The 26,058-nt window shown below is 59.3% G+C and carries 29 protein-coding genes and 2 tRNA genes; 9 read left to right on the plus strand and 22 right to left on the minus strand.

Features of this window, described 5'->3' with window-relative positions:
- Positions 1-144 precede the first annotated feature (144 nt).
- The 16 genes from ACR0MO_RS09205 to ACR0MO_RS09280 form a co-directional block, all read right to left on the minus strand.
- Positions 145-219 (minus strand) — tRNA-Phe (locus tag ACR0MO_RS09205).
- Positions 220-298: 79 nt separating this feature from the next.
- Positions 299-481, minus strand: a complete 183-nt coding sequence (locus ACR0MO_RS09210) for a DNA gyrase inhibitor YacG (RefSeq protein ID WP_170452396.1) — start codon at positions 479-481, stop codon at positions 299-301.
- Complete coding sequence (locus ACR0MO_RS09215; RefSeq protein ID WP_480890833.1) at positions 478-1,500, minus strand: ribonuclease E/G; 1,023 nt, start codon at positions 1,498-1,500, stop codon at positions 478-480. Before ACR0MO_RS09215 ends, ACR0MO_RS09210 begins: the two co-directional genes overlap by 4 nt.
- A complete protein-coding gene (locus ACR0MO_RS09220) occupies positions 1,497-2,075 on the minus strand; it encodes a Maf family protein (RefSeq protein ID WP_170452400.1) in 579 nt (192 codons plus the stop codon). Before ACR0MO_RS09220 ends, ACR0MO_RS09215 begins: the two co-directional genes overlap by 4 nt.
- An 11-nt stretch (positions 2,076-2,086) precedes the next feature.
- On the minus strand, positions 2,087-2,305 hold the full coding sequence (gene infA / locus ACR0MO_RS09225; RefSeq protein ID WP_005978431.1) for a translation initiation factor IF-1: 219 nt from the start codon (positions 2,303-2,305) through the stop codon (positions 2,087-2,089).
- 90 nt (positions 2,306-2,395) lie between these two features.
- The gene (locus ACR0MO_RS09230) at positions 2,396-3,271 is read right to left on the minus strand and encodes a carbon-nitrogen hydrolase family protein (protein WP_170452402.1); all 876 of its coding nucleotides are present in this window, start codon (positions 3,269-3,271) and stop codon (positions 2,396-2,398) included.
- Between the two features lie 126 nt (positions 3,272-3,397).
- Positions 3,398-3,661 carry a hypothetical protein gene (locus tag ACR0MO_RS09235; RefSeq protein ID WP_170452405.1) on the minus strand — a complete coding sequence of 88 codons (264 nt, stop codon included), beginning with the start codon at positions 3,659-3,661 and terminating at the stop codon, positions 3,398-3,400.
- 167 nt (positions 3,662-3,828) lie between these two features.
- Positions 3,829-4,422: a GNAT family N-acetyltransferase gene (locus tag ACR0MO_RS09240; protein WP_170452407.1), complete on the minus strand. Its 594-nt coding sequence runs from the start codon at positions 4,420-4,422 to the stop codon at positions 3,829-3,831.
- On the minus strand, positions 4,415-4,813 hold the full coding sequence (locus tag ACR0MO_RS09245) for a ketosteroid isomerase-related protein (RefSeq protein ID WP_170452409.1): 399 nt from the start codon (positions 4,811-4,813) through the stop codon (positions 4,415-4,417). The genes ACR0MO_RS09240 and ACR0MO_RS09245 overlap by 8 nt, the downstream gene beginning before the upstream one ends.
- A 3-nt stretch (positions 4,814-4,816) precedes the next feature.
- Entirely contained in the window at positions 4,817-5,269 is a 453-nt protein-coding gene (locus tag ACR0MO_RS09250) for an arsenate-mycothiol transferase ArsC (protein ID WP_170452411.1), read from the minus strand.
- 3 nt (positions 5,270-5,272) lie between these two features.
- A complete protein-coding gene (locus ACR0MO_RS09255; protein ID WP_170452413.1) occupies positions 5,273-5,752 on the minus strand; it encodes a UPF0262 family protein in 480 nt (159 codons plus the stop codon).
- Between the two features lie 99 nt (positions 5,753-5,851).
- The gene (gene hisD / locus ACR0MO_RS09260; protein WP_480890837.1) at positions 5,852-7,153 is read right to left on the minus strand and encodes a histidinol dehydrogenase; all 1,302 of its coding nucleotides are present in this window, start codon (positions 7,151-7,153) and stop codon (positions 5,852-5,854) included.
- A 53-nt stretch (positions 7,154-7,206) separates the two neighbouring features.
- Positions 7,207-7,680 (minus strand): GNAT family N-acetyltransferase, encoded by a 474-nt coding sequence (locus ACR0MO_RS09265; RefSeq protein WP_480890839.1) that lies wholly within the window; start codon positions 7,678-7,680, stop codon positions 7,207-7,209.
- A 43-nt stretch (positions 7,681-7,723) separates the two neighbouring features.
- Complete coding sequence (locus ACR0MO_RS09270) at positions 7,724-8,200, minus strand: DUF2948 family protein (protein ID WP_170452417.1); 477 nt, start codon at positions 8,198-8,200, stop codon at positions 7,724-7,726.
- Positions 8,197-9,465: a UDP-N-acetylglucosamine 1-carboxyvinyltransferase gene (murA, locus tag ACR0MO_RS09275; RefSeq protein ID WP_170452419.1), complete on the minus strand. Its 1,269-nt coding sequence runs from the start codon at positions 9,463-9,465 to the stop codon at positions 8,197-8,199. The genes ACR0MO_RS09270 and murA overlap by 4 nt, the downstream gene beginning before the upstream one ends.
- A gap of 6 nt (positions 9,466-9,471) precedes the next feature.
- Entirely contained in the window at positions 9,472-9,627 is a 156-nt protein-coding gene (locus ACR0MO_RS09280) for a hypothetical protein (RefSeq protein ID WP_170452420.1), read from the minus strand.
- 83 nt (positions 9,628-9,710) lie between these two features.
- On the opposite strand from ACR0MO_RS09280, the gene ACR0MO_RS09285 reads away from it, so the two are divergent.
- Together ACR0MO_RS09285 and ACR0MO_RS09290 are read left to right on the plus strand one after the other, a co-directional pair.
- Positions 9,711-9,785, plus strand: a tRNA-Thr gene (locus ACR0MO_RS09285).
- A 265-nt stretch (positions 9,786-10,050) separates the two neighbouring features.
- The gene (locus ACR0MO_RS09290) at positions 10,051-11,058 is read left to right on the plus strand and encodes an endonuclease/exonuclease/phosphatase family protein (RefSeq protein WP_170452441.1); all 1,008 of its coding nucleotides are present in this window, start codon (positions 10,051-10,053) and stop codon (positions 11,056-11,058) included.
- Positions 11,059-11,352: 294 nt separating this feature from the next.
- Here ACR0MO_RS09290 and ACR0MO_RS09295 read toward each other — a convergent pair whose 3' ends face one another.
- On the minus strand, positions 11,353-12,303 hold the full coding sequence (locus tag ACR0MO_RS09295) for a GlxA family transcriptional regulator (RefSeq protein WP_170452443.1): 951 nt from the start codon (positions 12,301-12,303) through the stop codon (positions 11,353-11,355).
- Between the two features lie 156 nt (positions 12,304-12,459).
- Between ACR0MO_RS09295 and ACR0MO_RS09300 the strand changes: the two genes are divergently transcribed.
- From ACR0MO_RS09300 to ACR0MO_RS09315, 4 genes are read left to right on the plus strand one after another with little or no spacing between them, the layout of a single operon-like run.
- Positions 12,460-13,167, plus strand: coding sequence for a GntR family transcriptional regulator (locus ACR0MO_RS09300; protein WP_480626305.1), 708 nt, complete (start codon positions 12,460-12,462; stop codon positions 13,165-13,167).
- Positions 13,168-13,174: 7 nt separating this feature from the next.
- The gene (locus ACR0MO_RS09305; protein WP_170622983.1) at positions 13,175-14,092 is read left to right on the plus strand and encodes a dihydrodipicolinate synthase family protein; all 918 of its coding nucleotides are present in this window, start codon (positions 13,175-13,177) and stop codon (positions 14,090-14,092) included.
- Between the two features lie 3 nt (positions 14,093-14,095).
- Complete coding sequence (locus ACR0MO_RS09310; RefSeq protein ID WP_480890842.1) at positions 14,096-15,592, plus strand: aldehyde dehydrogenase; 1,497 nt, start codon at positions 14,096-14,098, stop codon at positions 15,590-15,592.
- A complete protein-coding gene (locus tag ACR0MO_RS09315; RefSeq protein WP_170452450.1) occupies positions 15,589-16,929 on the plus strand; it encodes an NAD(P)/FAD-dependent oxidoreductase in 1,341 nt (446 codons plus the stop codon). The genes ACR0MO_RS09310 and ACR0MO_RS09315 overlap by 4 nt, the downstream gene beginning before the upstream one ends.
- A gap of 11 nt (positions 16,930-16,940) precedes the next feature.
- On the opposite strand, the gene ACR0MO_RS09320 is transcribed toward ACR0MO_RS09315, so the two are convergent.
- The 5 genes from ACR0MO_RS09320 to ACR0MO_RS09340 all read right to left on the minus strand — a co-directional run bounded on the left by ACR0MO_RS09320 (position 16,941) and on the right by ACR0MO_RS09340 (position 23,110).
- Positions 16,941-17,675 (minus strand): SDR family NAD(P)-dependent oxidoreductase, encoded by a 735-nt coding sequence (locus ACR0MO_RS09320; protein ID WP_480626307.1) that lies wholly within the window; start codon positions 17,673-17,675, stop codon positions 16,941-16,943.
- Positions 17,672-18,403, minus strand: a complete 732-nt coding sequence (locus tag ACR0MO_RS09325) for an SDR family NAD(P)-dependent oxidoreductase (RefSeq protein WP_480890845.1) — start codon at positions 18,401-18,403, stop codon at positions 17,672-17,674. The genes ACR0MO_RS09320 and ACR0MO_RS09325 overlap by 4 nt, the downstream gene beginning before the upstream one ends.
- Positions 18,404-18,416: 13 nt before the next feature.
- The gene (locus ACR0MO_RS09330; protein WP_480890848.1) at positions 18,417-19,520 is read right to left on the minus strand and encodes a mandelate racemase/muconate lactonizing enzyme family protein; all 1,104 of its coding nucleotides are present in this window, start codon (positions 19,518-19,520) and stop codon (positions 18,417-18,419) included.
- 69 nt (positions 19,521-19,589) lie between these two features.
- The gene (locus ACR0MO_RS09335) at positions 19,590-21,137 is read right to left on the minus strand and encodes a trimethylamine methyltransferase family protein (protein ID WP_480890850.1); all 1,548 of its coding nucleotides are present in this window, start codon (positions 21,135-21,137) and stop codon (positions 19,590-19,592) included.
- A gap of 146 nt (positions 21,138-21,283) precedes the next feature.
- Positions 21,284-23,110 carry a BCCT family transporter gene (locus tag ACR0MO_RS09340; protein ID WP_480890852.1) on the minus strand — a complete coding sequence of 609 codons (1,827 nt, stop codon included), beginning with the start codon at positions 23,108-23,110 and terminating at the stop codon, positions 21,284-21,286.
- Between the two features lie 460 nt (positions 23,111-23,570).
- Here ACR0MO_RS09340 and ACR0MO_RS09345 point away from each other — a divergent pair, with 460 nt between their 5' ends.
- The 3 genes from ACR0MO_RS09345 (at position 23,571) to ACR0MO_RS09355 (ending at position 25,980) form a co-directional block, all read left to right on the plus strand.
- A complete protein-coding gene (locus ACR0MO_RS09345) occupies positions 23,571-24,476 on the plus strand; it encodes a LysR substrate-binding domain-containing protein (RefSeq protein ID WP_480890854.1) in 906 nt (301 codons plus the stop codon).
- A 99-nt stretch (positions 24,477-24,575) separates the two neighbouring features.
- On the plus strand, positions 24,576-25,730 hold the full coding sequence (locus tag ACR0MO_RS09350; protein WP_170452462.1) for an aromatic ring-hydroxylating oxygenase subunit alpha: 1,155 nt from the start codon (positions 24,576-24,578) through the stop codon (positions 25,728-25,730).
- Positions 25,731-25,740: 10 nt separating this feature from the next.
- Positions 25,741-25,980 (plus strand): hypothetical protein, encoded by a 240-nt coding sequence (locus ACR0MO_RS09355; protein WP_170632158.1) that lies wholly within the window; start codon positions 25,741-25,743, stop codon positions 25,978-25,980.
- The last annotated feature ends 78 nt before the right edge of the window (positions 25,981-26,058 follow it).

Genomic DNA, 26,058 nt, shown 5'->3' on the forward strand with positions numbered 1-26,058 from the left:
GGTTGGGACCATTTCAAAACCGCCGCCCGAAGGGAGAAACCCACAGGTGAGCAGGAGAAGGATTTAGACCGGCCCTGGAGGAAGCACGGTGGTTAAAAAACTTTAAGCAAGACTGAATAAAGATAGCATCCTACCGCTTTGAAATGGTGCCCGGGGGCGGAATCGAACCACCGACACGAGGATTTTCAATCCACTGCTCTACCCCTGAGCTACCCGGGCACGGGAACGGTGTTTGCCGTTGGGTGGAGGCGTTCTATGACTTGCGTTCAGCAGTGTCCAGAGGCTTTTTTACATTTTTTCAATGTGGCCGCTGAAGGGCTTCGGGCGCGTCGGAAATGTCGGCCTCGATGTCCTCTTCGCGTTGCGATGGAACCGCGTATGAGCCGTTGAGCCATTTGGCCAGATCAATATCCGCGCAACGCTTCGAGCAGAAAGGGCGGAAGCGGTTCACTGTCTCTTCACCACAGATCGGGCAGCTCATTTCCACACCTCTTTCAAAGGGATACGACCCCTTTTGCGCTGCAGTTCGAAGTGGCCCAGAGGGGTCCAGCCTGCCAGCGTTGTTTCGACGGGGTCGTGCCGGAAGGCGGTGCGCAGGGCTTGTTCGAAGCCGCGGCGGTCCTTCTTGGGCATCGGGGCCAGATCCAGCGTGATCTGTCCGCCTAGGCCCCGCACACGCAAGGCGCGGGCCAATTGTTTCGCACAGGCGAAGTTGGCCTTGGTTCCGGCCGCCAAGGACGTGTCCGAGCCGGTGTTTACGTCCACTGCCACCAGTGCCCGCGTGGGTTCGATGTACAGGAGCCCTCCTCCGGTCAAAGGCTCTTTGATACTGCGCGCGGTTTCCAGCGCGTCCAGCACGCCGTGGGTTTCAAACCCGCCGGTCTGGGTGACAACTTCTGCCGGATCGGTCCAGTCGCGCCATGCAAGCAGATGTGGACCATCCCCTTCGCACAGGGTTTCCGGCTCTGTTCCGGGATCGTTCACCACCTGTTCGGACTGTGCGAGCATGGCGCTGATGTCTTCGGCAACCTCATCGGCATCGGCCCCGACACAGCAGGAGCGCAGGATCAGCCCGTAGGGACTGTCGCCCATCATCTCATGCGCAATTTCAAGCAGCCGGTCCCGCTCATCCTCGTCCCTGATACTGCGCGAGATGTTCAGGCCGGGCGCATCGGGCGTGACAATGGCGTAGCGGCTTTTGAACAGAACGCGATCCGTGACCGGCAGTGCCTTGCCGTCTTCTGCGTAGCCTGTGACCTGAACCAGCACCAAGGCACCCGGGGCTAGACCCTTCACCTGCCGCAGAAACGCAGGGCCGTCTGGGGTTGTCAGGAACATGCCCCCCTGCCCCTTGACCGGGCGATCCGCGCGGGCGCGGTAGATCGTACCGGGGGTTGGCGCGTCGCCAGCGATCAGAAAGTCGTCCAGTTTGCCGTCCACCATCAAAGCCGCAGCTTCGCGGCCTTCTATGTGATCCAGAACAATGGTGCGGCCCTTCATGGCGTTCCTCGATGTAATGGGTAACCGATCGCTTGCAGCAGCCCCGATGTTTCGGCCAAAGGCAGACCAACGATGCCGGTGAATGAACCGGAAATCCAGGGGATGAAAGCGCCCGCCGGACCTTGGATGGCATAGGCTCCGGCCTTGCCTTGCCAGTCCCCTGTTTCAAGGTAGGTGTTGACCTCAGTATCGGACAGACGCTTTACCCGAACTTGCGAAACCACGTCCTTTTGCAGAACACGGTCACCACGGCGTACGGCAACCGAGGTGATGACGCGGTGACGCCGACCGGACAGGGCAAAAAGAAATGCCGCCGCCTCACCTGCATCTTCAGGCTTTCCCAGAATGCGGCGGCCCAAAGCAACCGTGGTATCCGCGCACAGAACGATATCTTCGGCATCGGCCTGCACGGCCCGCACTTTTTCGCGTGCGATGCGGCTGCAATAGGGAACCGGCAGTTCCCCCTTCAGCGGCGTTTCGTCGATATCCGGGGGTCTGACAGCATCGGGCTGCACGCCAAGCTGCGCCAGCAGGTCCAGCCGCCTTGGGCTGCCCGATCCTAAGATAAACGCCATTGCGGCAGGCGTTACTTGAAGCGGTAGTTGATCCGACCCTTGGTCAGATCATAGGGGGTCATCTCGACCTGAACCTTGTCGCCGGCCAGAACACGGATGCGGTTCTTGCGCATCTTGCCTGCCGTATGTGCGATGATCTCATGGCCGTTTTCCAGCTCGACCCGAAACGTCGCATTAGGCAGGAGTTCCTTCACGACACCGGGAAATTCGAGCGTATCTTCCTTGGCCATGTTGTCTCCATCGTTACGTTGCACCCGCAGAATCTGCGAGGATGTGCGCTTAAATGAGCCTATTTCGGCCTTATTTCAAGGCCAGAATCATCAAAGCTGAGAGATTGTGGCCGATTCGACTCGGGGGATTTGTTCGTCCCAATGGGTTCGGTTCAGAACATGACCATCGGCGCGGACAGTGGCAATCGCGGTCAGATCAATGTCGGCATAGGTCCAACCGGGCTGGTTCAGGGCACCCTCGGCCAGCACGCCGGTTTGCGGAAAACCCTTGTCGGGCGGGCCAAAGATGCCCCCGGTGCCGGTGTTCATATCAACCGCCTCGGACCAGTCATTGCTGCCGACCAGCGAGGACATCACCGTCACACACTGGTTTTCCAACGCCCGCGACATTGCACCAATCCGAACCCGCCAATAGCCCGAAAGCGCCTCGGTACAGGACGGAACGAGGATGATATCCGCATCGCTCAGCGCGCGGCCAAGCAGGGGAAATTCACTGTCATAGCAGATCAGAATGCCGATCTTGCCCAGCGCCGTATCGAACAGTTTGAGCGGACCGCCAGGGGCGATGTCCCAATCTTCACGCTCGAACCGGGTCATGATTTGCTTGTCCTGATGATCCTGCCGACCGTCCGGCGCATATAGCTCGGCGCGATTCACAGGACGGCCCGGCCCGGTAATCACCGGTGCCGAGGCCCCCAGAATGTACGCACTGTGCTCAGCTGCAAGGCGCTGTTGCAGGGCCTGCGCATCCCCCATCCGATCGGACACCGCCCGGATCGAGCGTTCCAGATCGCCTGCCACCTCGGGCCCGTCCAGTGTCGACAACTCCATCGCACCATATTCGGGGAAGACCAGCAGCTCGGCCCCCTGCCCTACGGCGTCCGAGACCCAGCGGTCCAGCTTGTCCTCATACTGCGCCCAACTGTCGAGCCAGTCGAGATTGTAGGCGGCGGCGGCGACTTTCATTTCAGCGATCCCAGCGTATCGGTCCGCGGGCGAGACTAATCGTCTATGTCCGAGTTTGTATAGTGAGCATGGGCGCGGAAACGCAAAAACCGTCGATTTGCCATTCAACTTTTGGCCGGTGTCAGGTCAATCGGTCCGTTGGCCGCCCGAAGCCAGGCCCCAACTCTCTTCGTACTGCCCCAAAATCCGCGACATATTCAGCAAGGAATCAAACAGTCTGGCGTACACGTCCCGTGACATCATCGGCTTACTGTCATCCAGCACATTCACAAGGTCCACGATGGTTGAGGCGAAACGTTCATAGACCACAGCATCTGCCGCTGTTGGGTCCAATGTCCAAATATCGTGCTCGTCATAATAGCGGGCTGGCTTGGGTTCGTTCTCAATCATTCTGTGACCTCGTTAATTCAAGGCCAACTTGAGGGGAAAACCCGCGCCGACAAGTCTGCTGGCAAGAAGTCACAAGATGTTGGCGGGAAAAAAGGTCCAAGCAACAGCCACTTGGACGATCCGGTCGGCTCCGATTGTCCTAAGGTGTCCCACCTATCAAGAAATGCCTAAAGATTTCTGATCCAGAACTGCAACGGCTTCAGCGTCTCACCGTCTTCCCCAATATCCTTCCACGAAAACTGCGCAATCACACCCGACAGGGGCTCATAGCCACGGGCGCGCCAGAATACGTCCAGCGGGCGGTAGTTCTCGGGTCTCAACGGGTGATCCGTCGGGCGCTGCACACCGCAAAAGGCGCATTTGGTAAAGCCCAAGGCGCGCGCATGAGCTTCACGCAAGTCAAAGAACTTATGCCCGACACCCTGCCCGCGATAGTCAGGCAACAGGACGGATTCCGCACAATAGAAGATCTGCGACAGGTCCAGACCCGTGCCATCGAACGCCACTGCGAAATCGTCAGCGTGATCCATCAACGGCGCGCCTGTTGACGCACCAACCAAACGATCCCCTTCAAACGCTCCCACGACGATGGCCTTGTCGCTATCGCGGTAGGATTGCAGATACGTCCGCTCGTACTCCAGATCGCCGTCGTACAAATACGGCCAGGCCCGAAACACCTCGATCCGCAGGCGCGCCACGTCGTCCAGAGCAGCCTCAAGCGCCGCTCCGGTCAGGGCGCGGACCGCGGTGACCTCAGCCATTCGAGACCTGCTTGGTCCAATCCGCAAGGTTGTAGAAAGTGGTGACGCGAGTGATTTTGCCGTCTTTCAGATCGAAGAACGACCCGGCCGGCAAGCGATAGGTCTGACCATGGGCATCCGGCAACCCTTCGTCGGTTTCCAGATAGGTGCCGTTGACGATGAACTCGGCTGCCGCACGGGTGCCGCCTTCGGCCTCGAACACTACGATGTCGGTCAGGTTCTCGCTATAGCAGCGGTTCATATGGGCGCAGAAAGCCGCGAATTTCTCTTTGCCGACGCGAATCTGGCCTTCGTTCACGTGATGGGCCACGTCATCGGACAAACAGGCCAGCATGCCGTCTAGATCCCCGGCGTTGAAGGCATCGAAATAGGTTTGAACGGTCTGTTTCATGGGTCACTCCGTTGGTTCGCCCCAGCGGTCTTTCAGATGCTTGATGATCTGATCGCGGGTCTGTCGGTAGTGGTGTAGCTTTGTTTCGCGCGTCTCACCCATCCCGGTAGGGTCCATTATTGGCCAATAATCGACATCCAGATGAAAAATCCGGGTCAGCTCCAGCGCTTTGCGCTGACTGGCGGGGGACAGGGCGACGATCAGGTCGAAGGAACTGAGGTCATCGCCCCATTCCTCCATCTCGTCGAATGAGCGTGAACGATGGCGGGACAGCTCAACATCGATCTCGTGGCAGACCGAGATGCAGAACCCGTCAATCTCAAGATCATTATGCACGCCGGCAGACTGCACATAGGTGCCGGTGCCGTAGAACTTTTTCATGATGCCCTCGGCCATCGGAGACCGAACCGAGTTGTGGTCGCAACAGAACAGGATCGACTGCGGCAGAGGCGTCACCCGTTAGCCTCCGAAATGCAGCACGCAGATCAGCGTGAACAGGCGTCGGGCGGTGTCAGTGTCCACATCGGCCTTGCCCTCAAGCCGCTCCTGCAACACCCGACTGCCTTCGTTGTGGATGCCGCGCCGGGCCATGTCGATGGTCTCGATCTGGCTGGGCGGCAGGGTTTTGACCGCGTTGAAATAGCTTTCGCAAATCTGGAAATAGTCTTTGACCACCTGACGGAACGGGCCAAGCGACAGGTGGAACTCAGCCGCTTTTTCCGCAGCTTCGGTGGCAATGTCGAAAACCAGCCGCTTGTCGCGGATCGACAGTTGCAGATGATACGGCCCGTCCGGCACCTGACGCCCGTCCCGCGCTGGCAGGGCAAAGCTGTTGTCTTCCAACAGATCATAGATGGCGACCTTACGCTCCTGCTCGATCTCGGGGGTCGGCGGGGGCAGGTTACGGTCGTCCAGTTCGATATGCGAAATGCGGGTCATCTTAACGGTCACAATCCTTCACGTCTGCTCAGACCTATAACAACGCATTTCATTGGGCAACGCACAGAAGCGCCATATTCCACAGGTCTTTGCGTCACATCAGCCGTTCAGCCGATTCAGACGCGCCGTCACCGACAATCCATGTGCCTCAAGGCTTTCGGATTGCGCAAGTTGCTCGGCTGCCGGACCGATGGCACGCAACGCTTCGGGTGTCATCTGGCTCAGCGTCGTGCGTTTGAGGAAATCCATAACGCTGAGGCCGGACGAAAACCGCGCAGACCGTGCCGTGGGCAGCACGTGGTTGGGGCCGCCCACATAATCGCCAATGGCTTCGGGCGTGTATTGACCCAGAAAGATCGCGCCCGCGTGGACAGTCTTTTCACTCAGCGCCACCGGGTCTGCGACACACAGCTCAAGATGTTCAGGGGCGATACGGTTGGACAGCGCGGCGGCTTCCTCAAGATCACACACGGTGATGATCGCGCCAAAATCGCGCCAGCTTGCCCCGGCAATCTCGCGCCGCTGCAGGGTTTCCAGCCGCTTTTCAACGGCCCGCGCCACGGCCTGTCCGAATGCGGCATCATCCGTGATCAGGATCGACTGCGCGCTTTCGTCATGTTCGGCCTGGCTGAGCAGGTCCAGCGCGATCCAGTCCGGGTCATTGTCCTTGTCGGCAATGACCAGAATCTCGGACGGGCCCGCGATCATGTCGATGCCCACTTTGCCGAAAACCCGCCGCTTGGCAGCCGCGACAAAGGCATTGCCCGGACCTGTGATCTTGTCGACCGGCGCAATGGTCTGCGTGCCATGGGCCAGCGCGGCAACAGCCTGCGCGCCGCCGATGCGATAGATCTCGTCCACGCCTGCCAGTTGCGCCGCCAGCAGAACCAATGGATTTACCTGACCGCCCGGCGTCGGCACCACGATGGCCAGCCGTTCCACGCCCGCCACCTTTGCCGGTATGGCGTTCATCAGCACGGATGAGGGGTAAGAGGCCAACCCGCCCGGCACATAAAGCCCCGCCGCCGAAACCGCCGACCAGCGCCAGCCCAGCGTAGCCCCAGCAGCATCCGTCCATTGCTGATCCTGAGGCATCTGTTTTTCGTGATAGTCACGGATACGCGCAGCCGCCAGTTCCAATGCCGCACGGTCGGCCTCTGATACCTGTGCAACCGCTTCCGTCACCTCTTCGGCCGAAAACGCCAGCGTGTCAGGCGTCAGTTCCAGCCGGTCGAATTTGGCGGTCAGCTCGATCACTGCTGCATCGCCGCGTGCCCGGACATCCTCGATGATCCCGGCTACAACTGCATCAACATCCGGGCTGTCCTCGCGCTTGGCGGACAGCAGGGTTTGAAAAGCGGCTTCAAACTCGGGCGATGTGGTATCAAGGAATACGGGCATGATCGGGCACTCCGGAGCGTTTCACGGGGACATATCGCCGGGACCCGCAGGTCTCAACCCTTCTTGGCGGGGTGCAGCGATTTGCGCATGGGAAACTGGGTCATCCCGCGCCAGTCTTCCGGCTCGCCCGCCTGCACCCACCCGTATCTCAGGTAGAAGGCGCGCGCGGTATGCGTGGCATCCAAGGACGCTTGTTCACATTCCTGATCTGCAAGTTCTTGCTCCAGCCGCGCCAAAAGCGCCCGACCGATCCCACGACGGACATAAGACGGATCGACGTATAGCAGAGAAATCTTGGACCCCAGCCGCACGCCGCCGACGGCTGCAATCTGCCCGGCCAGTTCTGCGACCCAGACTTCGGACCCGGATTGAATCCATCCCCGAATGTTCTGCGGATCCTTGTTGGCCGTCCACAGGGACAGAAGATGCGGGTCTTTCCCATGATCCGCAGCACAAAGATGGGTGATCGACCGGATCAACACCTGGCTCATCTGGAACACGTCGAACACGGTGGCGCGGCGCAGCACCACCCCCTCGACAGGGTTGGTGAACGCCTGCGATATGCCGCGTTTATTCCGGATGGTTCGGTGCCTGACCGGACGGGGCCTGATAGGGCCGCGTCACGTCTTTGAGCGTTGCTTCAATGGCCTCAACCGTCAGTCGGATCGCTCCATCTCCGGCGAGCGTCAGCATGATCTGGCCCGCGCCATCTTCACCGGGCTCAAAATCGACCGACAGAAGCGACATGACCATATCCGTGTCGCTGCGATCGACACCCTGACTGGCCACCGACAGCACGGAATCAAAAACCAACACCGATTGCACCCGCTCGAACGGGCGGTCACGGCGCGTGGCTGCGTCCTTGTCCTCCCAGCGGAACCGGTTGAGCAGCAGGCCAAACCGGCGCTGCGAGGGATGCCATGTCATCTCTGTCACCGGAAACACGGCGTCCTGCGCGAGGGTTGAGATTACCTGCAGGTCATCCGCATCCTCGGCCCCCAGATTCAGCGGGGCCTCGCGCCCGTCTTCAAAGCTTGCGTCTGTCATTGGCCCTTGATCCGTTCGATTTTGGCACCCACACCTTCCAGCTTGCGCACCACATGTTCATATCCCCGATCCAGATGATAGACCCGGCTGACCGTAGTCTCACCTTCCGCCGCCAGCCCCGCAAGGATCAGCGAGACCGAGGCGCGCAGGTCGGTCGCCATTACCGGCGCACCTTTCAGACGTTCGACACCCGTCACCGTGGCGGTGCCGCCATGTACCTCGATATTCGCACCCATGCGCACGAGTTCGGGCGCATGCATAAAGCGGTTCTCGAAGATACGCTCTTCCAGTACCGAAGTCCCCTCGGCCGTGCACATCAGCGCCATCATCTGCGCCTGCAGATCGGTCGGGAAACCGGGGAAGGGCTCGGTCACCACGTCCACGGCGCGCACCGGTCCGTTTTTGCGGGTGACTTTCAGGCCTTTCTCGGTCTCTGTCACGCTGACGCCCGCTGCATCCAGCTTGGCCGCAAACGACTCGACGAGAGACAAACGCCCTCCAAGCAACTCCACCTCACCGCCGCAAATCGCCGGGGCCAGCATATAGGTGCCCAGCTCGATCCGGTCGGTCACAACCTGATGCGTTGCACCGTGCAGCCGCTCGACCCCCTGAATTTCGATGGTCGAAGTGCCCTCGCCGGAAATCTGCGCCCCCATCTTGCGCAAGCAGTCGACCAGATCGACAATCTCGGGCTCGCGCGCAGCGTTTTTCAGAACCGTAGTGCCCTTGGCCAGCGTCGCGGCCATGACGATGTTCTCGGTCGCACCCACCGAGGCAAAGCGCATCTCGTGCATCGCACCTTTCAATCCGCCCGGTGCCTTGGCGTGCAAATAGCCGTCTTTCAGCTCAATCTCGGCGCCCAGCGCCTCAAGCCCTTCGACATGCAGGTCCATCGGCCGCGCGCCAATCGCACACCCGCCCGGCAGCGACACAACCGCCTGTCCGAACCGCGCCAGCAACGGTCCCAGCACCAGATTCGAGGCGCGCATCTTGCGCACGATGTCATAATCAGCTGTCTGGCTGGTCAGGCTGTGGCTGGACATCGCGATCACCTGTCCATCCTGCAATGACGACACCTCGGCCCCCAACGACTGCAACAAGGCTGTCATGGTCTTGATGTCACTCAGCCGCGGCGCATTGGTCAGCGTCAGCGGTTCTTCGCTCAACAGCGTTGCAGGCATCAGCGTCAGACACGCGTTCTTGGCCCCCGCAATCGGTATCTGACCGTTTAGCGGCCCGTTGCCCGTCACCAGAATCGAATCCATCTGCTCTTATCCCTCGTCCTTACCGGCCTTGTTGTCGGATGCCGCCCGCGCCCTGGCCTGCGCCTTGCGCCGCGCCATGTTCGCCTTAAGCGCAGCCTTCAAACGCTCTTCCCGCGCATCCCCGGATTTGCCGTGTTTTTTAGGTGTATCTTTGTCTGCCATGGTCTTTCTCTACAGGAGGCGAAAAAAACCGTCCAGACACCCTTGCGCCCCGTTTCGTTTGAGTCTAATCACCCGCCCACAGCGCTGCTGTAGCTCAGAGGTAGAGCACTCCCTTGGTAAGGGAGAGGTCGAGAGTTCAATTCTCTCCAGCAGCACCATCCCGCTTTTAGTGTTGTGCATTCCTAGCGAAGCCATGATTTCGCTGGCGGCAATGGTCGCTTCGGGCAATCCTTAGGCAAACCTACAGAATATGACCCTAGAACCGGGCGGTAAACTTGTCCTCAGGGTCCAGTTTTTGCACGAATAGCGATCATGTGGCCCTATCAGAAGATCCGCCATCTATTCAGTCGTTTGTCTCAAAACGGTATCATTTCTACCCCAATATGTTAGCGTTTTTGTATTCATTTCATTGAGGACCACGCCATGCGTTTTGCGACTTTCAACATTGAGAACCTCGACGACGGCACATCAGAAAACAGCACCGCCGCCTTTAATGATCGCGTCAAAATCCTGCAGCCGATGCTGGAAAGACTGCGGGCAGATGTCATCTGTTTTCAGGAAGTTCACGGGCAGGATATGGACAGCGGCCCGCGGCAGCTTCGGGCGCTTGACACGTTGCTGACGGGCACCAGGTACGAGCAATTTACACTCTCTTCTACCACGCTGAAAAACAAACCCGATGTCGAAAGATACCGCAATCTGGTTGTTGCGTCTTCGCCCGACATGACCGTTGAAGAGGTTCGGGAGGTTCAGAACACGCTGGTAAATCCGCCGTCCTATTCGCGGGTCACGGCAACCGGCAATCCGGGTCCTTTGGACGTCAAATGGGAACGTCCGTCCCTTTATGTGCGGTTGAGGAAAGGTCAGGAGGATCCGATCCACATTCTGAACGTCCACTTCAAGTCGAAGATCCCCACTCCGATTCCGGGACAGGGGCCAACAAATTACAAATGGGCCAGCGCGGCGGGTTGGGCCGAAGGGTACTTCATTTCATCCATGAAACGGGTCGGTGCAGCACTGGAGGCGCGTTTGTTTGTCGACGGTATCTTCGAGAACGAGCCGAACGCCAAAATCCTGATCTGCGGCGATTTCAATGCCGAGCCCAACGACGTGCCGATCATGGCCATTCGCGGTACGACCGAGGACACTGGAAACCCCGCGTTGAATGACCGGGTCATGCACCCTGTCGCACTATCCGTTGCGCAAAGCCGCCGCTTTACCCTGTATCACCACGGAAAGCCCAACCTGCTGGACCATATGCTTGTGTCGCGCCGAATGATGGCAAGTTTTGTGAATGCCGAGATTCATAACGAACTTATCCACGACGAAAGCATCGCCTTCGCAACCGACAGCAAATTCCCAGAATCCGACCACGCACCCATGGTCGCCGAGTTTGACGAAAGCTCTTTCGGGATGTGGGCGGGTGATTGATGAAGGGCCGTTTTTGGCGAACTTAGCCGCGATCATCAGCGCCCGATTTCGCGTTTCATATCCAGCATCTGACCTCATCAAGGTTCAAATGTTAATCATTGTGGCAGAAACTAACGCACAAGTGACATGATCTCGCAATAGTTATGCCAATATCGATATATATCGACACCTAAGCCCACCGAACGGTTGACTAGTCAGATTTTTTAACGAGGGGGTATCTCGGCGGGTTCAGGGGGTGAGCACGCGATTGTCCGATTTTCGGATGATTGCTGTGCTCCCCCCGCCTTGCCGTTCTTAGTCTATCTTGTTTCTTTGCGAATGCGGCGTCACACCAAAGCTTGACCGGTACACGCGTGAGAAATGGCCGGGATTTTCAAAGCCACAGGCAATGGCGACCTCGGTGATTGAGGCTTCGGTTTGCAACAACAGCTTCTGTGCCCGCTCCAAACGCATCTCCATCAGGTATTTCTTGGGCGAGGTGTTGAGGTATTTGCCGAACAAACGCTCTAACTGGCGCGTCGAAATACCCAAGGTCTCGGCAATGTCGGATGGCGAGACCGGCGTTTCGATACTGCCCTGCATGATCTGGATTGCCTTGGCCAGATGTGCATTGCGCATCCCGTTGCGCGACTGAAGCGAGACGCGCTGTTTTGCGGTGGCGTTTCGGACGGCGTTATAGACCATCTGATCGGCCACCTCGATGGCCAGTTCCTCTCCGTGGTCGCGTTCGATCAGGTGCAGCATCAGGTCCGCCGTCGCCGTGCCGCCCGAGGCGGTGATGTGCTTTTCGTCAGCCACAAATACGCTGCGCACCAGGTTCACTTCGGGAAACGCCTCCATGAACGCGTCGTGATATTCCCAGTGAATTGCGGCCTGCATCCCGTCCAGAAAACCGGCCTCGGCCAGCAGCCACGCCCCGGAACACAACGCCCCAATTGGCGTCCCCCGCGCCCGTTCGCGCCTAAGAGTGGACAGCAACGGTCGCGTGACGTGATTGCGCATGTGAATGCCCGACAACACGAATAATTGGTCCGTTTTGGTCAGGTCATCCAAACCGCCATGCACCAAAGTCACCAGCTCGTTCGAGCACACCGCACGTTCGCCATCTTCGGACAGCAGGGTCCACTCATATAGCTTTTCATCGCTGACCAGATTGGCAATCCGCAACGGCTCGACCGCGCAGGAAAAGGCGAGGTGCGAAAACTCCTCGACCAGGATGAAGGTGATGTGCCGCGTTTGGCGCATGGTGTTTCCAGTTCAATTGGGCAGTTCGCGCCCGAGTCTTTCAGGAAGTGTCATGCTGCACGATTTTTTTCTGTATACAAGTTGTATTTTTTTCGAATACAGGTGGTGCACAGCGGCCGGATTTGTGATTCGTCCGCGCCAAGCCAGAGGGCCCTGATGAAAGACGATGCCAAGTCCCGCAAAACCGAACTGACCGAGCATCTGAAGGTCGCGATTCTGACGCTGCGCCTGCAACCCGGCACCGATCTGGATGAGGCGCATCTGTCCGATGCATTTGGCCTGTCCCGGACGCCGCTGCGCGAAGTGTTCAGGCAGTTGGCAGGCGAGGGCTATCTGGATCTGCGCGCCAATCGCAGTGCGCGGGTGTCCGAGATGTCTTACACCACATTGCGCGACTTCTTTCTGGCAGCCCCAATGATCTACGGCGCAATCCTGCGGCTAGCGGCGCAAAACGCCACGCACGCGCAGATGGACGCTTTGAAAGACGCCCAACACGCCTTTAAGGCAGCATTGCGGTCGGGGTCTGCCGAGGATCGCGCGCTGGCCAACAACCGCTTTCATGACGTGACCGGAGAGATGTCAGGCAATGTCTACTTGCTGCCGTCGTTTAACCGGTTGCTGATCGATCACGCCCGGATCGGGATGACCTTTTACCGGCCTCAGACGGCCAAAATGTCCGAAAACCTGTCAGAAGCCAGCCGTCAGCACGACGCCATCATCGCCGCCATCGAGGCGGGCGATGAGGCGGCTGCTGCGCAGCTGGCTGAGGATCACTGGAACCTGTCACGCGATCAGATCGAGCTGTTCGTTATGCCCGACGCGCTGGATGTCCCGATGGGCGTCCCACTTTCGAAACCTGCATGAGGACGGAATGAACCCGATTTTCAGATTTGAGGGAATCTATACCCCGGTGGTCACGCCCTATCACGACGATGGACGCGTGAATTGGGACGCTCTGGCGCAGGTGATCGAATACCTGATTGAGAATGGCGTGCACGGCCTGATCTCGGGCGGGTCGACCGGTGAGAACTATGCGCAGACTGTCGAGGAACGGCTGGAACTGGCGCGGTTCACGCATGAGCAGTTGAAGGGCCGTCTGCCGTTGGTCGTAGGAACCGGGGCAATGCTGACACCGGATTCGATTGCCCTGGCCTCGGGCGCGCGTGAGATCGGTGCCGATGCCATCCTGCTGGCCAGCCCGCCCTATTCAGTGCCAACCGATCGCGAAAACGCACTGAACGCGCTGGCCATCGACAAAGCCGCTGACTTGCCTGTCATGCTGTATAACTACCCACACCGCACCGGCACGATGATGGGTGAGGAATTCCTCGACCGCGTGGGTCGCAGTCGCAACTTCTGCGGCATCAAGGAAAGCTCGGGGGATATCAACCGGGTGCATCTGCTGGCGCGCGACTATCCGCATATCCAGCTGGGCTGCGGCATGGACGATCAGGCGCTGGAGTTCTTTGCCTGGGGCGCACCGTTCTGGGTCTGCGGCGGGTCGAACTTCCTGCCTGCAGAGCATGTGGCCCTGTATCAGGCCTGCGTGATCGAGGGCAATTTCGCCAAGGGTCGCCGGATCATGTCCGCCATGATGCCGCTGATGCGGGTGCTGGAACAGGGCGGCAAATTCATCCAGACCATCAAACACGGTGTGACCATGAACGGGATCGACGCGGGCGCGATGCGGCCTCCGTTGAAAGGTCTGAACAAGGACGACAAGCGCGCGCTAGAACAGGTGACGCGCGTATTGAAAAAGACAATCGCAGATATCGTGGCGGAGGGCTAAGGCATGGGATTGCTTACTAAGGACGAATACAAATCCATCGCTGCCAATCTGGAACTGCCGACCGGAGCCTTCATTGATGGCGCATTCCGCCCGGCGATCTCGGGTGAGACATTCGGGACGGTGAACCCCGCCACCGGCGAAAAACTGGCCGAAATCGCCGCCTGCGGTGCGGCGGATGTGGATTTTGCTGTCGAAAAGGCGCGTGAGGCATTTGACGATGGCCGCTGGTCGAAACTGCATCCATCCGAGCGCAAGGACGTGCTGATCCGGCTGTGCAAGCTGATGACACGCAACGCGCGCGAACTGGCGGTGATGGAGAGCATCGACAGCGGCAAGACCATCTATGACTGCGAAACCGTGGACGTGCCCGAGACGATTCACTGCCTGAAATGGCACGCCGAGGCGATTGACAAGATTTACGATCAGGTCTCACCCGCCAGCGACGATCACATCGCCATGGTGGTGCGCGAACCCATCGGCGTTGTCGGGCTGGTGCTACCGTGGAACTTCCCCCTGCTGATGCTGGCGTGGAAGATCGGGCCTGCTCTGGCAGCAGGCTGTTCGGTCGTTGTCAAACCGGCAGCGGAAACCACGCTGACTGCTTTGCGTCTGGCCGAACTGGCGATGGAGGCCGGTCTGCCGCGCGGCGTGCTGAATATCGTGCCCGGTGGCGGGGCCGACGTCGGAGAACCGATTGGGCGGCATCCGGATATCGACATGGTGTCCTTCACCGGATCGACCGTCACCGGAAAGCGGTTCCTGACCTACTCTGCTGAAAGCAACGCCAAAGAGGTGGTGCTTGAGATGGGCGGAAAGAACCCCGCCATCGTGATGGAGGACGCCGAAAACCTGGATCGTGTGGCCGCGCATGTGGTGAACGGCGCGTTCTGGAATATGGGCGAGAACTGCTCGGCCTCGTCCCGCCTGATCGTGCATAAGGGCGTGAAAGAGGAACTGCTGGAGCGCATCGCGCATCACGCCAAACAGTGGAATATCGGCGACCCGCTTGACCCGGAAACCCGTATGGGCGCGCTGGTCAGCGAAGGGCACTACAACAAAGTGTGCGGCTATCTGGATCAGGCCGAAAACGTGGTCATTGGAGGAAAAGCTGAGAGGGGCTTTGTCGAAGCCACTGTGGTCGAAGTGCCCGGCAATGACGCCACTCTGGCGCGCGAGGAAATCTTCGGCCCCGTTCTGTCGGTGATCGAAGTGTCGGGCTTTGATGAGGCCATCAAGCTTGCCAACGACACCGACTATGGCCTCTGCGCCTCGATCTTCACCGCCAACGCAAAGCGCGCCATTCGCGGCGCGCGGGCGATCCGGGCGGGTACCGTCACAGTCAACAGTTTTGGTGAGGGCGACATCACCACCCCGTTTGGCGGCTACAAGCAATCGGGTTTTGGTGGTCGCGACAACTCGGTCCATGCCCATGACCAGTACACTCAGTTGAAAACCATCTGGATCGATCTGGCCGATGACGCGGACGAGGCCGTGGATTGACACGGTTCAAGGCCAAAAGACTGCCCCGGCAGACCGGCCCGGCGGGATGGAATGCCATCCTGCCATCCCAGACGCCCCTGCCGGTGCTGGAACAGGACCAAAACGCCGACATCACCATTGTCGGTGGCGGGTTTGCCGGGCTCAGCACGGCGCGACGGCTGCACCAACTGGATCCGTCCCTGAAAATCGTTCTGCTGGAGGCGGCCCAATTCGCTGACAGCTCGGCAGGGCGGAACTCGGGGTTCATGATCGACCTGCCGCATGATCTGGCCTCGGACAATTACGCGGGCGAAGGGTTAGAGGCGGATCGCGCCGCCATCGCGCTGAACCGCAAGGCCATCGGTTTTGCGACCGAAGTGGCCGATGAGTGCGACCTGCCGCAGGAGATGTTCGACCCGTGCGGCAAGTACAACGCCGCCGCCACCAAGGCGGGTGACGCGCATAATCACGAATTTGCCGAGCATCTGACCAAACTGGGCGAGCCGCATACGCTTTATGATCAACAGCAGATGCAAGAGATTACGGGCAGCCCGCATTATACCTCGGGTCTTTATGCACCGGGAACGGTGATGATCCAGCCAGCAGCCTATATCCGGGCGCTGTCGGCCCGACTGGCGGAACAGATCGACGTGTTCGAGAACTCTCCGGTCACCGGTTTTGAAAAGCAAGGTGCAGGTTGGGTGGTCAACACCCCCAAGGCCAGGGTCAGCACCGGGCGGATCATTCTGGCCAATAACGGCCATCTTGAAAGCTTTGGGTTCTACCAGCGGCAGTTGATGCATATCTGCCTCTACGCCTCGATCACGGCCCCGCTGACCGAGGCGCAGATCAATACGCTAGGCGGGCAGTCGCGCTGGTCGGCAACGCCGGCCGATCCGATGGGCACCTCGGTCCGGCGCGTGTCGGGCAGCTATGGGGATCGCATCCTGATCCGCACCTGTTCCAGCTTTCACCCGAGCATCGAAACCAGCCCGATGCGGTTGCGCAACGCGGGCTGGGTGCATGACCGGAAGTTCACGGAACGCTTCCCGCATTTGCCTGATGTGAGGATGGAGCATCGCTGGGCCGGAATGCTCTGCCTCAGCCGCAATGGATCAGCCGCCTTTGGACAACTGGAGGACGGCATCTTTTCTGCCTGCTGCCAGAACGGCCTCGGCATCGCCCGCGGGACATTGCAAGGAATGGGCATTGCCGAGCTTGTGCTGCAGGGCGGTTCAGAAATCGCGGATCACTTTCTGGCGCAGCCGGACCTGCCGCGCCTGCCGCCCGAGCCCTTCGCCTCGCTCGGGGCAAACAGCTATCTGATCTGGAAGGAATGGCGCTCGGGCAAGGAATAGCGCCGAAGGTCTCAGGGCAGGCTGAGCTTTGCCATTCGCCCACCATCAACGGTGTATATCTGCCCGGTGATGAATGCCGCATCCTCCGAGGCCAGAAACGCGACTAGCGCCGCAACTTCCTCGGGCCGTCCGGTCCGGGCGACAGGGTGGATATTTGCAATATCTCGGCGAAACGCATCGGGATCGGGCATCGCGTTGACGAAATCCTCGTTCAGGTCGGTGTCGATCCACCCCGGCGCGACCGCGTTGCAGCGGACGCCTTCGGCCCCGTGATCCACAGCAACAGCGCGGGTCAGGCTATGCAAACCGGCCTTGGACGCGCAATAGGCCGCGTGACCGGGATTGCTGCCCAAACCTTCGATCGATCCGGTATTTACGATGCAACCCCGCGTTTTGCGCAGATGCGGCAGCGCGGCTTTTATCATCAGGAAGGGCGCTGTCAGATTGACGGTCAGAGTGCGCTGCCAGTCCTCAAGGCTCATATCCTCGACCGAGGATTCCTGCATCATACCTGCGTTGTTGACCAGAACATCCAGACGCCCGGCCTTGGCGATAACGGCATCCACCACCCGCCGGGGACTATCCGGATCGGTAAAGTCCGCCGTGATCCATTCAAGCTCCGGGTCTGCCCCACGCTGCGCCGTAAACACGCGCGCGCCTTCGTGCCGCAGCCGTTCGGCAATGGCCCGACCAATCCCGCTGCGCCCGCCGGTGACAAGCGCGGTTTTGCCTTCAAATCGCGTCATGAGACCGGCTTGCCTCCGTTCACTTCAACCAATGTGCCGCAAACATAACGCGACGCGTCCGAGACAAGGAACATAATGACATCTGCGACATCCTCAGGCTCGGCTATGCGGCCCAGCGGTACGGTCTGGCCCAGCTCGGCCACGGCGGTGTCGGGGTCAAATCCCCGCTTTTCAAAGCCCGAGCGCAACATCGGCGTGTTCACCTCATTCGGGCAAACGGCATTGATGCGGATGCCCTGATGCGCATGATCCATCCCCATGCACTGCGTTAGCGACGCGATGGCCGCCTTGGTCATGCAATAGACCGCGTGGTTCGGCCCCGGACGCAGCCCCCAGCAAGAGGCTGTGTTGACGATGGCTCCACCGCCGCAACCGGCCATGATCGGAATCGCGGCCCGACAAATGCGAAACGGGGCTTCGACATTCACGCCCAATGACAAGGACCAATCGTCATCCGAGGTCTCGGTGACAGACCCGCGCGTAATAACGCCCGCATTGTTGAGAACGATATCCAGACCACCCAAAGCCGAAGCTGCCGCCTTGGGCAAAGCGTCCGCGTAATCGGGGTTCAGAAGATCACCTGGCAAATGCGCCTCGGCCTCGATCCCGTCCACATTGCGATCTGCCACGGCGACACGCGCACCGGCATCGCGCAAACGCTGCACCAGTGCGGTACCGATCCCACCTGCCGCGCCTGTCACAAGGGCTGCTTTTCCGTTCAAATCCATTCTGTCACCCAATCTAAAATGACGCGGCAGGCGCGCCGAACAGGCTTTCGTCAGGCATAACACCCAAGCCCGGCCCGGTTGGCAGGTCGATATGCCCGCCGTTGATCTGAATGCCGTTTTTTGGATCGTAATGCCCATCAATATAAGGCGCTGCGAGCCAGACGCCCTCCAACAAGTCCGGGCGCACAGTCGCGGCGATATGTGTGCAGGCGGCAGCGATGATATCCCCGCCCCAACTGTCATCGCAGGTATGCGGCAGGTTGCGCGCCGCGCAAATGTCACGGAAGGCGCGCATGGTGTGCAAACCGCCGACCCGAGTGAGTTTCATTCCGAACCCGTCCACCAGACCGGTTCCCGCGGCAGTGATAACGGTGTTCAGGCTGGTGCTGTTTTCGTCCATGTAGATCGGATGCTGAACCTGCGGGCGAATTTTCTGCAGATCCTCAATGGTGTTGCAGGGCTGTTCCATGATGAACGGGATCTCGGGGCATTCGCGACTGACACGCAGCGCGTCGCGGGTGGTCCAGCCCCGGTTGCCATCGACCGCCAGCTTCATGCCCGAGCCCCGGATCACCTCCCACACCTTGCGGATCGTCTCGATATCCAGCTCGACCGGGCGCCCACCAACCTTGATCTGCAGGCGAGGATAGCCTTCTGCCAGTTTCTCACCCGCCAGCCGCGCGATATCGTCCGGTGCCCCGACCCCGGTCGCGTAGTAGGACGGCAATCTGCGGCGCACTGCGCCACCCAACAAATCAGCAACCGAAACGCCCAGCGCTTTGCCCAACAGATCATGCGCCGCAATATCCACCGCCGCCTTGGCGTAGTTATGCCCGTTCAACACCGCATCCATCCGGCGATGCAGCGGCACCGGCAGCACCTCGGCCCCGATCAGGCCCGGTGCCATTGTGGCCAATGCGGCGCGGGCACCGGCGGCATGGGCTTCGGCATAGATCGGGCCAACCGGGCAGGTTTCCCCCCACCCCACCAGACCATTCTCTGCCACGAGTTTCACAAGGGTCGTGTCCAGCGCCCAAACTTCGGCATTTGCCATCGTGTAGGGGCCGTTTTTGACCGGCAGTTCGTGGCTGTAGATGTGAATTTCGGCGATCTTCATTTTGGCCTTCGGATCATGAACAAAAAAGGGCCCGCCTGTGCAGGGGCGGGCCAGTACGGGGAGTGTTCTTCAGTAGGTCTGATTCAACTCATCGGCTGCCGGGATCTCTCGCTCCCGGCGGGCGATGTAGTCCAGAAGTTCTTCGTTCTTGGCGATGTCGAGCGTGGGCTCCTGATACTCGGCCAGCAGTTTGCGGGCGTGGGTCAACGCGCGTTCGGTTATTTCGACCTCACCTTCGGCCACCCATTGTTCGATCGAGTTGTTGTCGAACATTTCGGGCATGAAGAACGCGGTTTGGAAATTGTCCTGCGTGTGGGGGTGACCCAGATAATGCCCGCCAGGCCCGACCTCAGGAACGGCAGAGAGTGCTTCGTCGAAATCGCCCCATTTGGGCCCCTCGGCCATGCGGTAGGCCATCGCGCATTGCTCGGCATCGACAATGAACTTGGCAACCGAACAGTGCATCCCGGCCTCGTTCCACCCGGCGCTGTGCCAGATGTAGTTCGCCCCGGCATGCATCACCGCACTCAGCGTCGTCGCCGATTCATACCCTGCCTGTGCGTCAAAGGTTTTGGCCCCGCCCAACGTGTTCGAGGTGCGCCAAGGTACATCGTAATACCGCGCCATTTGACCGATCATGAAATTCATCAGGCTGATCTCGGGCGTACCAGCCATCGGTGCGCCGGATTTCATCGACACTGTCGACAGGTAATGGCCATAGATCGCCGGAGCCCCTTTGCGGATGACCTGCGTATACGCCAGCGCGCTCAGCGCCTCGGCGTTCAGCTGTGCGACCGTGGCGGGAACAGAGGCAGGCGTATTGGCCCCGCCCAAAACGAACGGAGAACACAAGACAGGCTGATTGCGGCGGCAAAAGGCCCGCATCGCGCCCAGCATCGTCTCATCCCAGACCAGCGGTGAGTTTCCATTGCAATTGCCAGTGGTAACGGGGTGATCCTCAAGGAAATCCTCGCCAAACAGGATCGCGCACATCTCCATCACGTCTTCGGCGTTCTTGGGCGAGGTGGTCATGCCCATGAACGTCTTGTCCGAGTGTTTCATTGACGAATAGGTTATGCGCAGATGCCGCTGGCTGATCGGATGGTCATACGGTTCCACGATATGATGCGCCGAGGAATGCAGCGCGGGCATCATGTGGCTGAGTTTGTGAAACATCGCCAGATCGTCCAGCGTGGGGTTCCTGCGCACATCGTCCAGATCGCGCAGGAACGGCGCGCCGGTCATCGGCACAAAGATCGAGTGCTTCCCGCCCAAACGCACATTCTTGCTAGGATCGCGGGCGTGGTAGGTGAAGTCCGACGGGATCGTCGCGATCAACTCTCGCACAAGGCCCCGATCCAGATAGACCAACTCACCTTCAACCTTGGCCCCTGCCCTCTTCCAGTCCTCCAGGGCAATCGGGTCGCGGAACTGAACGCCGACGTTTTCAAGGATGTCCATCGAGGCGTTGTCGATGCGTTCAACCTGGCCGCCGTCCATAACCTCGCATAGCGGAATGCCCCGCGTCAGGCCGGGTAACATGTCAAAGTTCGGTGCGGTGCGCAGCGCGCGGCGGGCCGAGCGCCCACCGGCGCGCGTTGTCGTACGGATGTTCACTTGGCAATCCTCCATCTTGCGTTTCACTTTGGGGGATTCGCCGCGCTGTCACCTCTCTGATTGCGATATGTGCTTGCAGGAAGCGACACGAAAAACGCCGCCCCGTTCGGGCGGCGTTTGTTGTTTTCAAGGGATCGCAAACGGCGCTATTCAGCCGCCTGCGTAGACGAGGCCGCGTGTTTGTCGCGCTGCCCGTCGCGGAACAAGGCCTTGCCCAGTGCGATGCACATCAGACCCATGACCATCGTGAACGGCAACGCCCCGATGATCATCGCGTTGCGCAGCGCGTCCATCGGGTTGTTGTCCCCGGCTGCAAGGATCAGCGCACCGATCACAGCGGTCAGGATCACACCCCAGATGATACGGTGCTTGACGCCGGTTTCCTGACTGCCGCCCGACATGATGGTGTTCATCACCAGAATGCCAGAGTCCGCTGAGGTCACGAGGAAGGTCATGATCAGGATCACGCACATGACGTTCAGCATGGACAGCAGCCCGCCATCGATCATGTAAGACAGGGTCACGAACAGTTTGTTGGTGTTCGATGCCCCGATGATCGCACCTTCTGCGGCACCGGCCAGCTCCAGATCAATCGCGGTGCCACCCAGAACCGTCATCCACGCAAAGCAGACCAGTGCAGGTGCAAAGACACAGCCCAGAATGAACTCGCGCACCGAACGGCCCTTGGAGATACGCGCAAGGAACAGGCCCACGAAGGGCGAGAACGCGATCCACCAGGCCCAGTAGAACGTGGTCCAACCGGCTTGCCATCCGAACTGACGGCCCTGCTCACCAGCAGCATATGCTGCGGTCAGAGTGGCCTCGTCTAACTCGGCTGCGGCGCCTTCAAGGCCGCTTTTGAAGCCGTCAAAGCTGCCCCAGGCGTTGGTAGCGCCGCCGAATAGGTCGTTGGCGTGCGCCTGCGCCTCGGCAGGCAAGGCCGCCGCGAAGGATTCCGCAGACAACGGCCCATACGCGCTGAAGCTGAGCGACAGGAAGTTCAGGATGTAATCGACCATCGCCGAACCATAGGTCGTCATGGCAAAGACGAACGATCCGAACACGACGAACGTTCCCAGCAGGATGATCGAAAGCACCAGATTGAGGTTCGACAGGTACTTTACCCCGCGCCCGACACCCGAAACAGCCGAGATGATCGACAGGCACATGATGACCAGCAGACCTGCAATCAGACCCACTTTGCTTGGGGTTGGCACGTCACCACCCAGATCCATGACCCACTGCATGCCAGTGATGGCGTAGACCCCATCGATGAACTGGTTGACACCGTAGCCGATGGTCACCGAGACGCCGAGGATCGTTGCCACAACACCCAGCACGTCAACCACATGACCCAGGAACCCGTTCATCAGCCGACCGAACAAAGGCGTCAGCGCCGAGCGAATGGTAAGGGGCATGTTGCGTGTATAGGCGTAGTAGGCCAGCGACAGGCCGGTCACCACGTAGATCGCCCAAGCGTGGAAGCCGTAGTGCAGATAGGTGAACCGGTAGGCCGATTGCAGCGCCTCGGGGCTGTTGCCTTCGACCGAGCCGGACACGACAACAGGGTTCGACCCCCACAGGCCCAGCGGTTCGGCGGTGGCAAACACCATCAGGCCAACGCCCAGACCAGCGCCAAACATCATCGAAAACCACGAGAAATTCGAGAATTCGGGCTTTTCGCCAGGCGTGCCCATGATCCGCTTTCCGGTCGAGGGGATGATCGCGACAATCGCCAGAAAGAAAAAGAACAGGCCAACAATAATCACGTAAAAGCCGTTGAAGCTTTCGAGCAGCCGACCGTTCCAGCTGCCCAATGTGCTGTTTGCGTTTGCCGGAAACACCAGCGCCCACAGCACCAAGGCCACCATGATGCCCTTGCTGATCAGCGCAATCGGCACACTATAATTCTCATAGAAACCGGCGTCGGCCGTTTCTATCTCAAGATCCGTGAATGGTTCAGGTACCGACATATTTCTCCTCCGTGTTGTCGATCCGTGGTTTTCGGGGGTCGCTGCAAAGGCGAAGCCCTCTCAGTTTCTTTTCGAATGGGTGACTTTCCATACCACATGCGAAGTTAGAACAAGGTCCCTAGAGTGTTTGCCTTTTGAATTTGCATCGCACATTTCCATCCTTGGTCCTTTGCAGGTTTAAACCAGCACGCTTGAACGGCATCTCCGGGAAGGCGGCCCGAATGCGACCCTGAACACTTATGCCCGACTGTGTATCGGAATTGACTATGCTTGGTATGCCTGCGTAACGGGGCATCCGCCGAACCGGCGCGCAAGAACCGACCTGTTTGATGTTTTTCGCGACTCCAAAATCGCAAACGTTGAAATTTGACGCATTCTCAATGCATCAAATGCTAGCGTTCAACGATAAAAATTTTCATAGTCGCACGAGCAAAACTAACCCGAAGCCAGCCAGGTCCCTATGTCCCGTCGCCACTACAAACTGCCGCCCCTGACAACCCTGTCGGCTTTTGAGGCGGCCGCCCGCCATCTCAGCTTCAAAAACGCCGCCGAAGAGCTTTCGGTGACACCCGGCGCGGTCAGCCATCAGATCAAGGCGTTGGAGGCCTATCTGGAAGCACCGCTGTTTCAGCGCAAACACCGCAGCGTCGCTCTGACGGATGACGGCAAGGCGCTGCACGAGGCGCTGTCATCATCCTTCGGGCGCATCTCGAAATCGCTTTCGACCATCCGGGATCGGTCATATGGCGGTAAGGTCACGGTCGGATCGACCACCTCCGTCGCGGCCTTGTGGCTGTCGCCATCCGTGATCCGGTTCTGGCGTGAAATGCCCGAAGTAAGCATCGACCAGATCTCGCAGGATCGCCCGTTCAAGGATCGATCCGATCTGGACTTTTTTATCCGCTACGGGCGCGATGGTGATCCCAACTTGGATCATACGCCGCTGTTTCGGGATCACCTGATGCCGGTCGGCAGCCCCGAACTTGCCGAACAGTTGGCCGGTACAGGGCTAAGAACCCTTGCGCAACAGCGGCTGATACATCTTGATTCCGAAGACAACAGTTGGACAACCTGGCCCGACTGGTTTCGTCAACTCGGCCATACAGACCGGATCACAATGGAAACGCGGGTCAACAGCTATTCGGTCGCATTGCAGATGGCCCGCAAGGGGGCGGGTCTGGCCCTGGGGTGGAAACGCTTGATTCAACCGATGCAGCAATCCGGCAAACTGGTGCCGATCGGATCACATTTTCTGGAAGCGCCGAACCAGTTTTACCTTGTCGGACGCCCGGATGAGGAATTGTCCGACAACGCCCGAGCCCTGAAAAATTGGATCATCGATGAGGTGCGCGATGGTTCGGTTTAGTTCAACTCATCCATTGATGAGCTTTTCTGATATTGATGTCCCCCCAACCTGTCCGCCAATAGGAAACTGAAAGGCAATTCCCAACCGCAGGAGAGTTCGATGAACAAGCACAGCCCGCTCTCGTCGGTTCTGACCGATGTGAACACAGCCAATGGTCTGCCGAATGAACATTACGTCGATCCGGCCATGTTCGCGGAAGAACGGAAATCTGTCCTGTACGCGAATTGGTCAGGCATCGGGTTCGGCAAGGACGTGCCTGAAATCGGTGATGCCAAGCCGGTCGATTTTCTGGGAATGCCGCTGCTTATCGTCCGGGATCGCGATGGCGAGGTTGGCGTGTTTCAAAACACCTGCCGCCACCGGGGCATGATCCTTGTGGACGCGCCAAAGAAAATCGGCGGGGCCATCCGCTGCCCCTATCACAGCTGGTGCTACAGCCTGAAGGGTGAGCTGCGTGCCACCCCTCATGTCGGCGGCCCCGGCCAGAACAAGCACGAAGACGTCAAGAACGAAGACCTCGGGCTGGTCCGTATCCGCTCGCATGTCTGGCGCGATGTGATCTTTGTGAATGTCGACGGCAATGCGCCCTCTTTCGAAGACGCCCACGGCGAGCTGCTGGAACGTTGGAAAGAGTTCGAAACCCCGCTGTTTCACGGCGGCGACGAATCCTCCTTCAAGCTGGAGGTGAAAACCAACTGGAAGCTGGCGGTCGAGAATTACTGCGAAAGCTATCACCTGCCCTGGGTGCATCCCGGCCTGAACAGCTATTCCCGGCTGGAGGACCACTACAATATCGAAAAGCGCGGGCATTACTCGGGTCAGGGCACGCTGGTCTACCGGCAACTGACAGATCAAGACGGTGCGACCCTGCCGGATTTCGAAGGCCTTAGCGACAAATGGGATGAGGGCGCGGAATATGTGGCGCTGTATCCCAACGTGCTGTTGGGCGTTCAGCGCGATCACAGCTTTGCCATCGTGCTGGAACCGGTGGATCAGGAAAACACCGTCGAGCATATCGAGCTCTACTATGCCAAAAGCGAGGCTGAGACACCCCAGCATGACGGTCTGCGGGCATCAAACGCGCAGCTTTGGAAAACCGTGTTCGAAGAGGATGTCTTTGTCGTCGAAGGGATGCAAAAGGGGCGTCACGGTATGCTGTTCGACGGTGGCCGCTTTTCACCCGCGATGGACGGCCCCACGCATAATTTCCACCATTGGGTCGCGACACAGATTGAAAATGGACGGTCAGAATAGGCCGTTGGGCATGGACAGGGCCGCGCTTGACGATTTGCTTCTTGCCGCGCACGCCGGCAACGATCACGCGGGCCTTGTCCGATACTACACCATGGCCGCAGATGAACGCGAGGAGGCAGGCGACATTGACGCCGCCTGTTTCTACCTGACCCACGCCTTTGTCTTTGCGCTGGAACACGGCGCACCCGAGGCGGATGAGCTGAACCTGCGACTGGTGCAACACGGGCGGGCCGATCGGCTGAACCTGTGACACGCACACGTGCCAATTGTTCACAGCGCAAGCACCCACTGATTTACTTTTATTCCCGATAACTTGCTTCTCAAAACC

This window comes from Ruegeria sp. K5 (assembly GCF_056531805.1).

Excerpts from the sequence above, each read along its gene's own strand:
- ACR0MO_RS09210 (WP_170452396.1), bottom strand. The coding sequence starts at position 481 with ATGAGCTGCCCGATCTGTGGTGAAGAGACAGTGAACCGCTTCCGCCCT.
- ACR0MO_RS09215 (WP_480890833.1), bottom strand. The coding sequence starts at position 1,500 with ATGAAGGGCCGCACCATTGTTCTGGATCACATAGAAGGCCGCGAAGCT.
- ACR0MO_RS09220 (WP_170452400.1), bottom strand. The coding sequence starts at position 2,075 with ATGGCGTTTATCTTAGGATCGGGCAGCCCAAGGCGGCTGGACCTGCTG.
- infA (WP_005978431.1), bottom strand. The coding sequence starts at position 2,305 with ATGGCCAAGGAAGATACGCTCGAATTTCCCGGTGTCGTGAAGGAACTC.
- ACR0MO_RS09230 (WP_170452402.1), bottom strand. The coding sequence starts at position 3,271 with ATGAAAGTCGCCGCCGCCGCCTACAATCTCGACTGGCTCGACAGTTGG.
- ACR0MO_RS09235 (WP_170452405.1), bottom strand. The coding sequence starts at position 3,661 with ATGATTGAGAACGAACCCAAGCCAGCCCGCTATTATGACGAGCACGAT.
- ACR0MO_RS09240 (WP_170452407.1), bottom strand. The coding sequence starts at position 4,422 with ATGGCTGAGGTCACCGCGGTCCGCGCCCTGACCGGAGCGGCGCTTGAG.
- ACR0MO_RS09245 (WP_170452409.1), bottom strand. The coding sequence starts at position 4,813 with ATGAAACAGACCGTTCAAACCTATTTCGATGCCTTCAACGCCGGGGAT.
- ACR0MO_RS09255 (WP_170452413.1), bottom strand. The coding sequence starts at position 5,752 with ATGACCCGCATTTCGCATATCGAACTGGACGACCGTAACCTGCCCCCG.
- hisD (WP_480890837.1), bottom strand. The coding sequence starts at position 7,153 with ATGCCCGTATTCCTTGATACCACATCGCCCGAGTTTGAAGCCGCTTTT.
- ACR0MO_RS09270 (WP_170452417.1), bottom strand. The coding sequence starts at position 8,200 with ATGACAGACGCAAGCTTTGAAGACGGGCGCGAGGCCCCGCTGAATCTG.
- murA (WP_170452419.1), bottom strand. The coding sequence starts at position 9,465 with ATGGATTCGATTCTGGTGACGGGCAACGGGCCGCTAAACGGTCAGATA.
- ACR0MO_RS09280 (WP_170452420.1), bottom strand. The coding sequence starts at position 9,627 with ATGGCAGACAAAGATACACCTAAAAAACACGGCAAATCCGGGGATGCG.
- ACR0MO_RS09290 (WP_170452441.1), top strand. The coding sequence starts at position 10,051 with ATGCGTTTTGCGACTTTCAACATTGAGAACCTCGACGACGGCACATCA.
- ACR0MO_RS09295 (WP_170452443.1), bottom strand. The coding sequence starts at position 12,303 with ATGCGCCAAACGCGGCACATCACCTTCATCCTGGTCGAGGAGTTTTCG.
- ACR0MO_RS09300 (WP_480626305.1), top strand. The coding sequence starts at position 12,460 with ATGAAAGACGATGCCAAGTCCCGCAAAACCGAACTGACCGAGCATCTG.
- ACR0MO_RS09305 (WP_170622983.1), top strand. The coding sequence starts at position 13,175 with ATGAACCCGATTTTCAGATTTGAGGGAATCTATACCCCGGTGGTCACG.
- ACR0MO_RS09310 (WP_480890842.1), top strand. The coding sequence starts at position 14,096 with ATGGGATTGCTTACTAAGGACGAATACAAATCCATCGCTGCCAATCTG.
- ACR0MO_RS09320 (WP_480626307.1), bottom strand. The coding sequence starts at position 17,675 with ATGACGCGATTTGAAGGCAAAACCGCGCTTGTCACCGGCGGGCGCAGC.
- ACR0MO_RS09325 (WP_480890845.1), bottom strand. The coding sequence starts at position 18,403 with ATGGATTTGAACGGAAAAGCAGCCCTTGTGACAGGCGCGGCAGGTGGG.
- ACR0MO_RS09330 (WP_480890848.1), bottom strand. The coding sequence starts at position 19,520 with ATGAAGATCGCCGAAATTCACATCTACAGCCACGAACTGCCGGTCAAA.
- ACR0MO_RS09340 (WP_480890852.1), bottom strand. The coding sequence starts at position 23,110 with ATGTCGGTACCTGAACCATTCACGGATCTTGAGATAGAAACGGCCGAC.
- ACR0MO_RS09345 (WP_480890854.1), top strand. The coding sequence starts at position 23,571 with ATGTCCCGTCGCCACTACAAACTGCCGCCCCTGACAACCCTGTCGGCT.
- ACR0MO_RS09350 (WP_170452462.1), top strand. The coding sequence starts at position 24,576 with ATGAACAAGCACAGCCCGCTCTCGTCGGTTCTGACCGATGTGAACACA.
- ACR0MO_RS09355 (WP_170632158.1), top strand. The coding sequence starts at position 25,741 with ATGGACAGGGCCGCGCTTGACGATTTGCTTCTTGCCGCGCACGCCGGC.